The sequence below is a fragment of the Bacillus sp. AP8 genome (assembly GCF_000321185.1).
Lineage (GTDB): Bacteria > Bacillota > Bacilli > Bacillales > DSM-1321 > Bacillus_AD > Bacillus_AD massilioanorexius.
Window position 1 is genome coordinate 47073 of record NZ_CAPG01000019.1, and the last position, 13079, is coordinate 60151.

Annotated in this window: 14 protein-coding genes; 12 read left to right on the forward strand and 2 right to left on the reverse strand. The window is 36.2% G+C overall.

Annotation, left to right across the window (positions count from 1 at the left end):
- Window positions 1-360 precede the first annotated feature (360 nt).
- The 4 genes from BN349_RS03055 to BN349_RS03070 are packed head-to-tail and all read left to right on the forward strand — an operon-like array spanning window position 361 to window position 4233.
- Window positions 361-1425 (forward strand): sulfate ABC transporter substrate-binding protein, encoded by a 1065-nt coding sequence (locus BN349_RS03055; protein WP_187370340.1) that lies wholly within the window; start codon window positions 361-363, stop codon window positions 1423-1425.
- On the forward strand, window positions 1406-2257 hold the full coding sequence (gene cysT, locus BN349_RS03060; protein ID WP_019240805.1) for a sulfate ABC transporter permease subunit CysT: 852 nt from the start codon (window positions 1406-1408) through the stop codon (window positions 2255-2257). Before BN349_RS03055 ends, cysT begins: the two co-directional genes overlap by 20 nt.
- An 11-nt stretch (window positions 2258-2268) precedes the next feature.
- On the forward strand, window positions 2269-3150 hold the full coding sequence (cysW, locus tag BN349_RS03065) for a sulfate ABC transporter permease subunit CysW (protein WP_019240806.1): 882 nt from the start codon (window positions 2269-2271) through the stop codon (window positions 3148-3150).
- 15 nt (window positions 3151-3165) lie between these two features.
- Window positions 3166-4233, forward strand: a complete 1068-nt coding sequence (locus tag BN349_RS03070) for a sulfate/molybdate ABC transporter ATP-binding protein (RefSeq protein ID WP_019240807.1) — start codon at window positions 3166-3168, stop codon at window positions 4231-4233.
- A 775-nt stretch (window positions 4234-5008) separates the two neighbouring features.
- Here BN349_RS03070 and BN349_RS03080 read toward each other — a convergent pair.
- Window positions 5009-5869 (reverse strand): hypothetical protein, encoded by an 861-nt coding sequence (locus BN349_RS03080; RefSeq protein WP_019240809.1) that lies wholly within the window; start codon window positions 5867-5869, stop codon window positions 5009-5011.
- A gap of 151 nt (window positions 5870-6020) precedes the next feature.
- Window positions 6021-6473: an OsmC family protein gene (locus BN349_RS03085; protein WP_019240810.1), complete on the reverse strand. Its 453-nt coding sequence runs from the start codon at window positions 6471-6473 to the stop codon at window positions 6021-6023.
- Between the two features lie 377 nt (window positions 6474-6850).
- Here BN349_RS03085 and BN349_RS23185 point away from each other — a divergent pair, with 377 nt between their 5' ends.
- The 8 genes from BN349_RS23185 (at window position 6851) to BN349_RS03125 (ending at window position 13070) form a co-directional block, all read left to right on the forward strand.
- The gene (locus BN349_RS23185; protein WP_019240811.1) at window positions 6851-6982 is read left to right on the forward strand and encodes a DUF2292 domain-containing protein; all 132 of its coding nucleotides are present in this window, start codon (window positions 6851-6853) and stop codon (window positions 6980-6982) included.
- Between the two features lie 105 nt (window positions 6983-7087).
- Window positions 7088-7804, forward strand: a complete 717-nt coding sequence (locus BN349_RS03095; RefSeq protein WP_019240812.1) for a phosphoadenylyl-sulfate reductase — start codon at window positions 7088-7090, stop codon at window positions 7802-7804.
- A gap of 132 nt (window positions 7805-7936) precedes the next feature.
- Window positions 7937-9097, forward strand: a complete 1161-nt coding sequence (gene sat / locus BN349_RS03100; RefSeq protein WP_019240813.1) for a sulfate adenylyltransferase — start codon at window positions 7937-7939, stop codon at window positions 9095-9097.
- Entirely contained in the window at window positions 9094-9693 is a 600-nt protein-coding gene (gene cysC, locus BN349_RS03105) for an adenylyl-sulfate kinase (protein ID WP_019240814.1), read from the forward strand. Before sat ends, cysC begins: the two co-directional genes overlap by 4 nt.
- 13 nt (window positions 9694-9706) lie before the next feature.
- Window positions 9707-11338, forward strand: coding sequence for a nitrite/sulfite reductase (locus tag BN349_RS03110; protein WP_019240815.1), 1632 nt, complete (start codon window positions 9707-9709; stop codon window positions 11336-11338).
- Entirely contained in the window at window positions 11322-11540 is a 219-nt protein-coding gene (locus BN349_RS03115; RefSeq protein WP_019240816.1) for a DUF3906 family protein, read from the forward strand. Before BN349_RS03110 ends, BN349_RS03115 begins: the two co-directional genes overlap by 17 nt.
- A gap of 2 nt (window positions 11541-11542) precedes the next feature.
- Complete coding sequence (gene cobA / locus BN349_RS03120; protein WP_019240817.1) at window positions 11543-12316, forward strand: uroporphyrinogen-III C-methyltransferase; 774 nt, start codon at window positions 11543-11545, stop codon at window positions 12314-12316.
- 16 nt (window positions 12317-12332) lie between these two features.
- On the forward strand, window positions 12333-13070 hold the full coding sequence (locus tag BN349_RS03125) for a sirohydrochlorin chelatase (RefSeq protein WP_019240818.1): 738 nt from the start codon (window positions 12333-12335) through the stop codon (window positions 13068-13070).
- The last annotated feature ends 9 nt before the right edge of the window (window positions 13071-13079 follow it).

Sequence of the window (13079 nt, forward strand, 5' to 3'; positions counted from 1 at the left end):
CATCGTAAAGGAGCATACTGGAGCGGAACTTATCTCAGTCTATATTCAATAACTCGTACTCGTTTATAGATAACAAAGTATACAAATAAAGCCGGAAGTTTATTCGTTTTTCTATATCCTTTATTATTGTCTAAAAGACCAATCCAATGTTGGCTTCAGTGTGATATAGATTCAGAAAAATGAAATATTTTTATAAACACAGTTGACAACTAGGAATAGTAAGTATTATAGTGTGTTATAAGAAAATAAGCTGATTGCTGATCGGAAAACCGAAGGCTCTTAATCTATTGAGTGACATACCACTTTTTAGATTAAGAGCCTTTTATATTTTCTATAGCAAAAATATTATGTAACGGAGGAATGGAAATGAAAAAATTAGTAGGCCTGTTGTCACTATTCTTATTGATAGGGCTATTAACTGCTTGCGGTTCGAAAAGCAATCAAACATCAGGTGAACAGAAAAAATCTCAGAAAAATGGGTCAAAGAAAGAATCAGTTGAGTTATTAAATGTTTCATATGATCCAACTCGTGAGCTATACCAAGAATTTAATACAGCCTTTGTGAAATATTGGCAAAAAGAAAAGGGCCAAAACGTTACGATTCAACAATCTCATGGAGGTTCAGGGAAACAAGGAAGAGCAGTGATGGAAGGCCTTGAGGCGGATGTAGTCACTCTAGCCTTGGCGTATGATATTGATGCTATTGCAGAAGCAAATGGGTTATTATCAGAAGATTGGCAATCTAAGCTGCCGAATAATTCCACGCCTTATACATCGACTATTGTATTTTTAGTGAAAAAAGGCAATCCGAAAAATATTAAGGATTGGGATGATTTAATTCGAAAAGATGTGTCTGTCATTACACCAAATCCCAAAACATCTGGTGGAGCTCGGTGGAATTATTTAGCCGCGTGGGGATTTGCGGAGAAGAAATTTAACAATGATGAGAAGCAAGTGAAGAATTTTGTAAAAAAACTTTATAAAAATGTAGAAGTTCTTGATTCAGGGGCAAGAGGGGCAACAACTACTTTTGTAGAACGTGGTATCGGTGATGTATTAATAGCTTGGGAGAATGAAGCCTTTCTTTCCATTAATGAATTAGGAGAAGATCAATTTGAAATTGTAGCACCGTCAATTAGCATTCTAGCTGAACCTCCTGTTGCTGTAGTGGATAAAGTAGTAGATCGAAAAGGAACAAGAGAAGTGGCTGAAGGTTATTTAAACTATTTGTATAGTAAGGAAGGGCAAGAAATTGCAGCAAAAAATTATTATCGACCACGTAATGAAGAGGTATTACAAAAATATAATAAACAGTTTCCTAAAATTGAACTAATCACTATTGACGAACAGTTTGGTGGTTGGAAGAAAGCTCAAGAAAAACACTTCAAAGATGGTGGGACTTTTGATGAAATTTATCAGCAATAACAATCAGAGAATAAATAGGAAAAAGAAATCAGTATTACCGGGCTTTGGTTTAACGCTCGGTTTTACGATTTTATATTTAGGCGTACTTGTATTGATTCCGCTATCCATGTTATTTCTTAATTCCTCTTCACTAGGTTGGAGTGGTTTTTGGGAAACTGTCACGGATAGTCGTGCAGTAGCCTCGTATAAATTAAGCTTTGGAACAGCTTTTGTAGCTGCATGTATAAATGGCGTATTTGGGGTATTAATTGCTTGGGTATTAACTAGATATGAATTTCCAGGGAAAAAATTGATGGATTCATTAGTTGATTTACCATTTGCATTACCTACAGCTGTAGCGGGTATAGTACTTGCTACTTTGTATTCAACGAATGGATGGATTGGTCAATTTTTTTCTTTTCGAATTGCTTATACGCCAATTGGCATCATGATAGCTCTTATTTTTATAGGTTTACCATTTGTTGTTCGAACAGTTCAGCCAGTTCTTGAAAATATGCAGAAAGAAGTCGAGGAAGTATCTTCTCTTTTGGGAGCAACACGTCTTCAAACCTTTCGTAAGGTCATTTTGCCAGAGTTAGTACCTGCTATTTTAACAGGCTTTGCTTTATCATTTGCACGATCACTTGGTGAATATGGTTCTGTTGTTTTCATTTCTGGAAATATGCCATATCAAACCGAAATAACTCCCCTTATTATTATGACTAAGCTAGAACAATACGATTATGTGGGAGCTACTGCAATCGCTTCAATTATGTTAGTGACAACGTTTATTCTTTTATTATGTATCAATCTCTTACAATGGTTCTCTAGTAGAAGATTTCAAAATGGGTAAGGAGAGAGAGTATGCAATCGGGTACAGAAATAAATAAAAAGATTGTTTCAAGAAAGGGCACTGTTCATCGAACAACAGAACCGTTTATTGTACGTATAATTCTAATCTCACTTGCGCTTTTATTTTTAGCATTTTTTTTAGTATTACCGTTAACTGCTATATTCGTAAAAGCATTTGAAAAAGGGATAAATGTTTATATAGCTGCTATAACACAACCTGATGCGTTAGCAGCCATTCAATTAACTTTACTTGTTACGGTTATTGTCGTCCCTATTAATGCCATTTTTGGAGTGGCGGCAGCTTGGGCGATTTCAAAATATCAATTTAAAGGCAAGAGTATTTTAATAACAATTATTGATTTACCATTCGCTGTCTCACCAGTCATAGCTGGGTTGATTTTTATTTTATTGTACGGACCTAATAGCTGGATTGGTCCATGGCTTCAAAGCCATGACATTAAAATATTGTTTGCTTTACCTGGTATTGTATTAGCCACATCATTTGTGACATTACCGTTTGTAGCACGAGAGCTTATTCCACTTATGCAAAGCCAAGGTTCCTCTGAGGAAGAAGCCTCTTTGGTATTAGGAGCTGGAGGATTTAAGACATTTGTGAAAGTAACATTGCCTAATATTAAATGGGGATTATTTTATGGAATCATTTTGTGCAATGCACGAGCTATTGGTGAATTCGGAGCTGTTTCAGTAGTTTCTGGTCATATTCGTGGTTTAACAAATACAATGCCTCTTCATATTGAAATATTATATAACGAATATCAATTTTCAGCGGCCTTTGCAGTAGCATCATTAATGTCCATTTTGGCCATTATCACGTTAATAGTGAAAAATATCGTCGAGAGAAAAGGAAATTATCGATCAAGGAAGGTTGGATAGGAAGGGAGAACACGTATGTCTATTTCAATACAAAATATATCTAAGTCATTTGGAAAAACATCCATTTTAAAAGATATTAATTTAGATATTAAAAGCGGAGAGCTAGTAGCGTTACTAGGTCCTTCAGGATCAGGGAAAACTTCGTTATTACGCATTATTTCGGGGCTTGAGCAGCCTGATGAAGGATTCGTATTGTTTGATTCAGAGGACTTGTCAAATGTAAGTATTGGTCAAAGGCAGGTTGGTTTTGTTTTTCAGCATTATGCATTGTTTCGGAATATGACCATTTTTGAGAATATTGCCTATGGTTTAAGGGTTCGACCAAGGAAGTTCCGACCTAGTAAGGAAGAAATAAAGAACAAGGTAACTGAACTATTACAGCTAATTAAGCTGGAGCAATTTGGTGATCGTTATCCTAATGAGCTGTCAGGAGGTCAACGTCAACGTGTAGCTTTAGCAAGGTCATTAGCTGTAGAACCCAAAGTGCTACTTCTTGACGAACCATTTGGTGCTCTTGATGCAAAGGTTAGAAAAGATCTTCGACGTTGGCTACGTAAGCTTCATAATGACTTTCCAATTACGAGTGTGTTTGTGACACATGATCAGGAGGAGGCTTTAGATGTAGCAGATCGAATTGTGATTATGAATGATGGAAAAGTCGAACAGGTTGGAAGCCCGATAGAGGTTTATGAAAATCCTGCAAATCCATTTGTATATGACTTTTTAGGAAGTGTTAATACTTTTTCAGGTAGAGTAAGAAATGGTAAGCTTCAAACGGGAGATTATACGTTTGAAGCATCGGGAATTGAAAAAAATCAAGACGGAAATGGAATTGGTTATACTAGACCACATGACTTCATTCTGGAAAAAGTAGCCTCTGATGAAACATCAATAGCATCTATAGTAGAGCATATCCATGCAGTCGGGCCAATTGTACGAGTGGAACTACAAAGGAAAGATAATAAGGAGACAATTGAACTTGAAATATCGAAGGAAAACCGGGAAGAACTTCAGCTACAAGAGGGAGATTCTGTATTTGCTAAGCCGAAGGAGCTAAAGGTGTTTTTAGATTTTGTGATTTAATGTTAAAGGTAGGTAGCCAGATTAAGAGCTTCCTACCTTTTCTTACTTTTATTGAAGTTGGTTGGAGAGTAAGGTGCGAGACTCTCTGTGGGGCTCACCGGTCCACATCTCGGAAAGCGAACATCCTAGATCAAAATTTAATTTTTGAAAACATATACCTTAGCTATTCTTATTATAAATAACTACTTATCATTTAGTTAGTGTACTTACGCATTAAATGTACAATTATTGACTTTATCAGGACATCGGCTAATCATTTTTGCCAAGTAAATGATTAGGACAATCTGCATGATGAAAGCGGATATTACACTGATGAATGATACAATTATTTGCCATCCAGATGGGAGATTGATTACAAAAGATTGCAGTAGTAAGGAGATAAGCATAATACTTATATACCATTTAAATAGTAATTTTGTTGTTTGCAGCATGGATTGATGGGATATTCTTTGAGCAAATTCTATAATCAATACAAACAGATAATAGATTAATAAAATTTGAATATAGGCCAAAACGTATAAATAATAGTTGTAACCATTAATGGATTGTTGAATAGTATTATCTATAACAAATGTAGGGATAGAGATAATCATTAATGATAAGCTTAGTATTTTCGCAGTCCGGGTATTTTGGGATGATGATAAGAAAGAACTAAGTTTCTTTATGCCAAAATAGATATAAAGGTAGCCAATGAAGTCAGGAAGAAGATCAATAGGAATTTGAAGATCAATCATTATTAATAGAAATCCGATAATAAAATATTTAAATATCTCTTTCATTCTTGTGCACCTCTTTCTCTTTTTACCAGTTCATTGACTTGATTTTGAGAAAGGCTGGGTTCTGCATTTAGTAAGATAAGCTGTTGTACGTTATTACCCTTGTTAGAAGTTCCAGACCATATGACATGTATATTAGCAGAACTTGCTTGTTGTTTAGAGTTTGTCTTTTTAAGTATGATTTTTACAATATCTTTTTTCTGAAATGAAAGTGGCCAATTAATCTCTGAAGATAAAAGTGCGTTCTGACTGGTTTTGGTTAGGATTGATACTTCGATTCCGTTTGCTAATGGTTTAGGTAACTTTATTTCATTCATTGTAACATCTTCTTTAACCGCAAAAGTATGTTCTGTTATACCTTGAGTAGAGTTAGATGTCTGAATGAAATCTAAATATTGTGTTCCTTCGGTTGATCTTAATAAATGGAACTGCCGAATATTAGCAGGAAACGACTTTCCATTGGGGAAGGAAATCGCAACATTTTGAAGGGTGTTCTTTTGCTCATGAAGTTGTTCTATGTCACTTGCCCTCAATTCAAAAAGGACTTTCTTTAAATAGTGATGTCTATATTCTTTTACGATTGTTATGTATCCGAGTTGACTGTTCCAAGAGATTGCGGGCTCTTGATTTTCAGCATACTTGGTTACTATTTGTAAGGTATTATTTTTTTCTTGTTCATTCTTGTTATCCAAATAGTAAAGTGTCATATAGCTTAAAGAATCCGGAGATTGCACAATATAAGATGGTAAAATAATTGGCTCTTTTAATTGCTTCGATTCAAAATAAACAGAATTTGAAATCCAACTAATGAAGATAATCATCATAGTTCCTGCAAACCAATACTTTTTCAAAAAGCGCATATGCTACCCCCTAACAAGTAAAATAATCCCTTGGCCTTTCCTTTGGAATTAATATACCATTATTTGCAATATAGGTAAAAGTACGAAAGCCCTACCTCAGAATAGAGTAGAGCTTCTATTTTTATAATAGGTCGTCCAGTAGATGCTTTTTCTATGTCGTAGCTATTTTTATGGTAACTTCTAATTCCATTTCTACATTTTCTCGTATAGCTCGGCTAATCATACAAGATGTTTCAGCTTTATGAGCCAGTTTATGAGTCATTTTTACATCACGTTCACTTGCATTTGATTTCAAAAGAATCGTGGGACGATGGATGATTTTTTGATAGGTAGGTACTCCTTTGTCTACCAGGACAATTCCTTCAGATATGATGGATAAGTCTTCCTTTTCGACACGACTATTGTCGAGTATAGCAGCGAGCGTAATGATATAGCAAGTAGCTGCGGCACCAAGGAGCATTTCATCTGGATTTGTACCAATACCAGGTCCGTCCATTTCTGGAGGAACAGAAATGCTCGTCTTTAAGTTTCCACATGAAAGATCTCCTACATCATTTCGACCACCTGGCCAATGCGCTTTCAGAAGAAAATGGTGTTTTGTCATATGAAACCTCCATATTTTGTTTTCTAAGTCTAACTCTTAGTCCTTGATAACTTCTAATCAGAGTAGAGGAGCTTTATATCTTTAGAATAATAAAATTTACATCATCATATCATGATTTTTATAAGGGGATATATATTATTTTGTTTTTTATGAAAATTTAAACTTTTTAATATTGACAAATCTTATTTGTATGGTAGGATTAATTTTAAATCGATGGATACTTTTAACAATTAGAGACTTATTTGACTCAATTTGAGTAACATGAATGGATTAATGGTGAATGAGTTTCTAGACAAATCTAGCTAGAATGAATGTTACAGAAATTTTTTATCGTTAAAAGGAGGCGAATACTTCTGAAATCATCTGAATGGGAAGATGTGGTTTCTCACATCGAACGAATGCTAGCTTCAGTGCAATTTGGTTCTATTACTTTAGTTGTTCAAGATGGTAAAGTAATACAAATTGAGAAAAATGAAAAGGTTCGTCTTCCATCTAATAAAACACGCTGACTAGACAAACTAGAGGCGGTCTTTTGTACTTTATTGGTATAAAAGACTGCCTTTTTCTATTGTCTTTAGCCCATAGATGGAAGAGCAGAGAGGAGTTTGAAACAGATGGAAATACGTGATTCAGAAGACCACTTGCTTAAGCTTGCAGAAACATTTCTAACAACGAATGAGACAAAGGGGGCAATAGATGTTCTAAAGTGGTCTTATCAATTTTTTGAAGAAGACTCCATCGTCTATGCATCGAGCTTTGGAGCTGAGGCAATGGTATTAATTGATTTAATTAGTGCAATTAAACAGGATGCACATATTATTTTTCTTGATACAGGTCTTCATTTTCCAGAAACATATGATGTGATTGATGCAATTGAAGCTCGTTTTCCAAACTTAATAATCGAACGAAAACTTCCCGCACTTACATTAGATGAACAACGCGAACAATATGGTTCGGCGTTATGGAAACGAGAACCAAATAATTGTTGTCATATCCGGAAGGTACTACCTTTAAAAGAAGCATTAACTAATAAAGCTGCTTGGATTTCAGGATTGCGAAGAGATCAATCGATTTCACGAGCTCAAACAGCTTTTCTAAATTATGATGATAAATTTCGGAATATTAAAATATGTCCTCTTATTCATTGGTCTTGGGATGATGTATGGACTTATATCCGTGAAAAGGATTTACCCTATAATTCTTTGCATGAGAAAGGTTATCCGAGTATCGGCTGTTTTCCTTGTACACAACCAGTTGAAAAGGATGGAGATCAACGAGCCGGTCGTTGGCAAGGAACTAGTAAAACAGAATGTGGATTGCATACGGATTAATGGAGGTCGTAGACGTATATTGTTCATTTAGCCGCCATAACATCAGGGTTAGACGCAGAAATAACGCAAATAGACGCACAAACACTTTAGTTAGACGCAAAAAACATAATAGATAAAGGTAGGTTGATTTTGATGACAATTCCAAAGCCACATGGTGGCGAGCTTATATCAGCTTATAATCCAACTTTTGATTTTACAGGGATAGAAAAGGAAATACACATAGATGCCGTTGCATTAAGTGATTTAGAACTAATTGGAGTTGGCTTATTTAGTCCGCTAACAGGATTTCTGGGAAAAGAAGATTATGAATCGGTAGTAGATAACATGCGACTAAAGGATGGAACAGTATGGGCGATTCCTATCACCTTACCAGTGAGTGAGCAGTTAGCAGAAACATTCAATATTGGTGAGACGATCAAGCTTGTTCATGAAACGGAAGTATATGGGGTTATGACTATTTCGGAACTTTATGAACCAGATTTAGCAAAGGAAGCACGCGAAGTATATAGAACAGAGGATTTAGCACATCCAGGAGTGAAGCGATTATTTCAACGAGGTTCGGTTTATGTAGCAGGAGAAATTGTTTTAGTTAGAAAACCGAGTCACGGAACTGCAAATGATGTTTGGTTTGAGCCAGAAAAGTCTCGAGCTTTATTCACTGAAAAGGGATGGAAAACGGTGGTTGGGTTTCAAACGAGAAATCCTGTCCATCGTGCGCACGAATATATTCAAAAAGCAGCATTGGAAACAGTAGATGGTTTATTTTTAAATCCGTTAGTAGGAGAAACAAAGTCAGATGATATTCCAGCAGATGTCCGTTTAAAAAGTTATCGAGTATTGCTGGAAAACTATTATCCAGAGGAGAGAGTTTTATTAGGGGTCTATCCGGCTGCTATGAGATATGCAGGTCCTCGTGAAGCGATTTTTCATGCAATTGTTCGTAAAAATTTTGGGTGCACACATTTCATCATAGGGCGCGATCATGCTGGTGTTGGTAATTATTATGGAACGTATGATGCTCAATTTATTTTTAGTGAATTCACAGAAGAGGAACTAGGGATAACTCCTTTATTTTTTGAGCATAGCTTTTATTGCCAAGTATGTGAAGGTATGGCATCGGATAAAACATGCCCACATGGTACAGAGAGCCGAGTTATTTTGTCAGGGACGAAGGTCCGTGAATTGCTACGTAAAGGCGAACTACCACCTTCCACTTTTAGTCGTAGAGAAGTAATTGAAGTATTAATTGATGGATTGAAAGAGAAAGAAAGTATTGTAGGAGGAAAATCATGACTCAATCTAGCAATCTTACATGGCATGAAACATCTATAACGAAGGATGATCGAAAAAATCAAAATGGACATGGAAGCTGTGTACTATGGTTTACTGGTTTATCCGGTTCAGGGAAATCTACGATAGCTAATGCTTTTTCTAGCTATTTATATAAGGAAGGAATTAGCGAGTATGTGTTAGATGGTGACAATATTCGTCATGGATTAAATCGTGATTTAGATTTTTCAGAAGAAGATCGTTCTGAAAATATCCGTCGTATAGGAGAGGTTGCAAAATTATTTGTAGATAGTGGAACGATTGTCATTACAGCATTTATCTCCCCGTTTCGTGATGACCGAGAGACTGTTCGGAAATTATTTGAAGACGGCGAATTTATTGAAGTATATGTTCAATGTCCACTTGAAGTATGTGAGGGACGTGATCCTAAAAAACTTTATCAGAAAGCTAGAAAAGGTGAAATTAAAGATTTTACAGGAATTGATTCACCCTATGAAGAACCAGCCTCACCGGAAATCATTATTCCGACAGATAAATTAACAGTTGAAGAAGCGGTGTTTAAAATAAAAGACTATTTAATTGAAAATAAAGTGATGTAAGGAGGGAACAGAAATGGCATATGTCAAGAATTGGGCAAACAATGAAAAACTGAATAAAACGGAAATAGCCAAGCTAGAGAAGGATGGGCTGAAAATATTAGATGATATACCGTATTATGCGGCAAATGGATTTTCTTCGATTCCACAAGAACAATGGGATTTATTTAAATGGGCAGGTCTTTATTTACAGCGACCTAAGGAAGATGGATATTTTATGATGCGCGTTAATGTTCCTTCAGGAATACTGAATAAATCTCAAGTTGAAACATTAGCTGGTATTGCACGAGATTACGGTAGAGGTGTATTTGATATTACGACTAGGCAGGCTGTTCAATTTCACTGGCTTGAAATTGAACAAATACCAGATATTTTTAGAAGACTTGAAGCAGCTGGACTTTCAAGTGCTGGGGCTTGTGGAGATATTACTCGTACTATAGTTGGTAATCCAATTGCCGGAATTGATCCAGACGAGCTATTTGATACGAGAGAAATTGTTAAAGAAGTGTATAACTTTTTCCAACGAAATGAGGATTTTTCTAATTTACCTCGGAAGTATAAAATGTCAATTAGCGCTAATCTTCGAAATGCCTCAAATGCAGAGATAAACTGCATTTCTTTTACACCTGCAACGAAAGAAATTGATGGGGAAATAAAGAAAGGCTTTCATTTGAAAGTGGGAGGTGGCTTGTCATCTCGACCATTTTTGGCTCAAACATTAGATGTTTTTGTTGAGCCTGAACGAACATTGGAGGTTGCCGTTGCCGTTACGACGATTTTTAGAGATTTTGGATATCGAGAAAAACGTCATTTAGCAAGACTGAAATTCTTATTGGCTGATTGGGGACCTGAGAAATTTTTAGAAAAAATTAAAGAATATACAGGCGAGCTTCCTACAAAAGGAGAGGAACCTGTAGAGTCGTGGAATGCAGGTTATTTTTACGGAATTCATAACCAAAAGCAAGAAGGATTAAAGTTTTTGGGCTTCAATGTCCCTGTCGGCAGATTAAGTGCTGATGAAGTATTTGAGATTGCTAGAATATCTGAACAGTATGGGAATGGAGAAATTCGTACATGTAATTCACAAAACTTAATTATTCCTAATATCCCATCAGAAAATGTAGATGCGTTATTGGCAGAACCTATTTTTAAAAGAATAACGATTAATCCAAACTCATTCATTGGTCACGCAGTCTCTTGTACAGGAATTGAATATTGTAATTTAGCTCTTGTTGAAACGAAAGAATTTATGCGTGTGATCGCTGAACAATTGGATGAGAAGATTTCACTAGATGTACCAGTACGTATGCATATGGTAGGGTGCCCAAACTCATGCGGTCAACGTCAAATCGCTGATATCGGTCTACAAGGTATGAAGGTTCGAAATAAAGATAAGAAGCTTGTTGAAGCGTATGAAATATATGTTGGAGGTACGTTAAATGCAGGTGGTAAGTTCAACGAAAAATTGAAAGGGAAAGTACCCTCTGAATATTTGTCTTCTGTTTTAGAAAAGCTATTGCTTTATTTTAAAGATGAAAAAGCTAAAGGAGAATCTTTTTTTGACTTTGTGGAGCGATTAGGGGTACCAACAATTCAGCAAGTTTTTGAAACAATCTTGGAGCAAGAAGTGCATGGCGTATCTTTATAGGTTTGATGTCAATCTAGGCAAGAAAGACGTGGTAGCCATCATTAGTGCTGAAAATGATGAAGCGGCTTTTTTGCATTTAGAAGTTGAACTAGAAAAGTTTTATTTACGTTTGCCTGATGTTCAAGAAATAACGTTACGTGAAAAGAAACGTCTAACAAAGAGAGCAGGATATATTTTAGATGAAGATGAGAAGGGGTGGTAGAAATGGCAGGGAAAGTATATCTGATTGGAGCGGGTCCTGGTGATCCAGACTTATTGACAGTTAAGGGCTTACGTTATTTACAGCAGGCAGATGTGGTTTTGTATGACAGACTGATTAATCCAGAATTGCTAAAGCATGCGAAGTCAAGTGCCCAGCTAATCTACTGTGGAAAGCTCCCTCATTATCATACGATGAAGCAGGAAACAATTAATCATTTTCTTGTGAAGTATGCTAAAAAAGGGTTACAAGTAGTGCGTTTAAAAGGAGGCGATCCTTTTGTTTTTGGTCGTGGGGGAGAGGAGGCTGAAGCTTGTGCCAATCAGGAGATTCCTTTTGAAATCGTCCCTGGGATAACGTCAGGAATCGCAGCACCAGCTTATGCGGGCATACCCATTACACATCGGACATTAAGTAAAAGCTTTGCCTTTATTACCGGCCATCAGCTAGGGGACCAGGAAGCTGAGTATCAATGGTCTTATCTGGTGAATTCAGTTGATACGATTTGTATATACATGGGTGTCTCTCATTTAGCAAGTATTGTCGATAAGCTGATACACAATGGGAAAAGAGAAGATACACCTATTGCTCTTATTCACTGGGGAACGTATAAAGAACAACAAACGGTAGTTGGAACACTAAAGTCGATTGTGGAAAAAGTACATGAGGCACACGTTACTAATCCAAGTATGATTATTATAGGTGAAGTAGTTCGTTTACATGAGAAATTACACTGGTTTGAGGATGAAATTCAATCGCAAATTCCAATCGTGCAATAGCGAAGGAGGTATGGCTATGCAAGCCATTCTTTATGTAGGTCATGGAACACGTTCAACAAAAGGGGCCGAGGAGGCGAAGCTTTTTTTGAACGAAGTGATGAATCGAGTGGAAGCTGAAATTCAGGAAATCAGCTTCCTTGAGTTAACAGAGCCAACGATTGAAGAATCATTTGAACGTTGTATCGAAGTAGGGGCAACTAATATAACTGTTGTTCCTCTTTTCTTATTGGCTGCTGGTCATATTAAACAAGATATTCCTGAAAAATTGAAATATCTTCAACAGAAGCATCCATTTGTTCAGGTCATAGTAGCAGATCCGTTTGGAGTACAAGAAATCATTTTAGACGGTATAGTCGAGCTAATAAAGGAAACAGCTGGAGAGCTTATGCTGGAAGATTCGCTATTAATTGTTGGAAGAGGTAGCAGTGACACAGCAATTCATCAAAACTTTTTACAAATTGTAACAGGTATAGCTAGTAGGTTAACTGTTTCAAAAGTCAACGTTTGCTATTTGGCCGCGACAACTCCCACATTTTCTGAAGGAATAGAACATATGAGTCGAACAACTGTTGGTAGAGTTGTCGTTATTCCATACTTATTATTTGGTGGTTTGTTATTATCTGAGATTCAAGCAGAAGTACGAAAAAGGAAGAAACGTGGTGAGTCAATTATCTTAACAAGTGCATTAAGTAAACATCAAGCTATTCAAGATATTGTCGTAGAAAAGGGATTACAATATTTACTGAGTAGTTGACTTTTTAGA

Excerpts from the sequence above, each read along its gene's own strand:
- BN349_RS03055 (WP_187370340.1), top strand. The coding sequence starts at position 361 with ATGGAAATGAAAAAATTAGTAGGCCTGTTGTCACTATTCTTATTGATA.
- cysT (WP_019240805.1), top strand. The coding sequence starts at position 1,406 with ATGAAATTTATCAGCAATAACAATCAGAGAATAAATAGGAAAAAGAAA.
- cysW (WP_019240806.1), top strand. The coding sequence starts at position 2,269 with ATGCAATCGGGTACAGAAATAAATAAAAAGATTGTTTCAAGAAAGGGC.
- BN349_RS03070 (WP_019240807.1), top strand. The coding sequence starts at position 3,166 with ATGTCTATTTCAATACAAAATATATCTAAGTCATTTGGAAAAACATCC.
- BN349_RS03080 (WP_019240809.1), bottom strand. The coding sequence starts at position 5,869 with ATGCGCTTTTTGAAAAAGTATTGGTTTGCAGGAACTATGATGATTATC.
- BN349_RS03085 (WP_019240810.1), bottom strand. The coding sequence starts at position 6,473 with ATGACAAAACACCATTTTCTTCTGAAAGCGCATTGGCCAGGTGGTCGA.
- BN349_RS03095 (WP_019240812.1), top strand. The coding sequence starts at position 7,088 with ATGGAAATACGTGATTCAGAAGACCACTTGCTTAAGCTTGCAGAAACA.
- sat (WP_019240813.1), top strand. The coding sequence starts at position 7,937 with ATGACAATTCCAAAGCCACATGGTGGCGAGCTTATATCAGCTTATAAT.
- cysC (WP_019240814.1), top strand. The coding sequence starts at position 9,094 with ATGACTCAATCTAGCAATCTTACATGGCATGAAACATCTATAACGAAG.
- BN349_RS03110 (WP_019240815.1), top strand. The coding sequence starts at position 9,707 with ATGGCATATGTCAAGAATTGGGCAAACAATGAAAAACTGAATAAAACG.
- BN349_RS03115 (WP_019240816.1), top strand. The coding sequence starts at position 11,322 with ATGGCGTATCTTTATAGGTTTGATGTCAATCTAGGCAAGAAAGACGTG.
- cobA (WP_019240817.1), top strand. The coding sequence starts at position 11,543 with ATGGCAGGGAAAGTATATCTGATTGGAGCGGGTCCTGGTGATCCAGAC.
- BN349_RS03125 (WP_019240818.1), top strand. The coding sequence starts at position 12,333 with ATGCAAGCCATTCTTTATGTAGGTCATGGAACACGTTCAACAAAAGGG.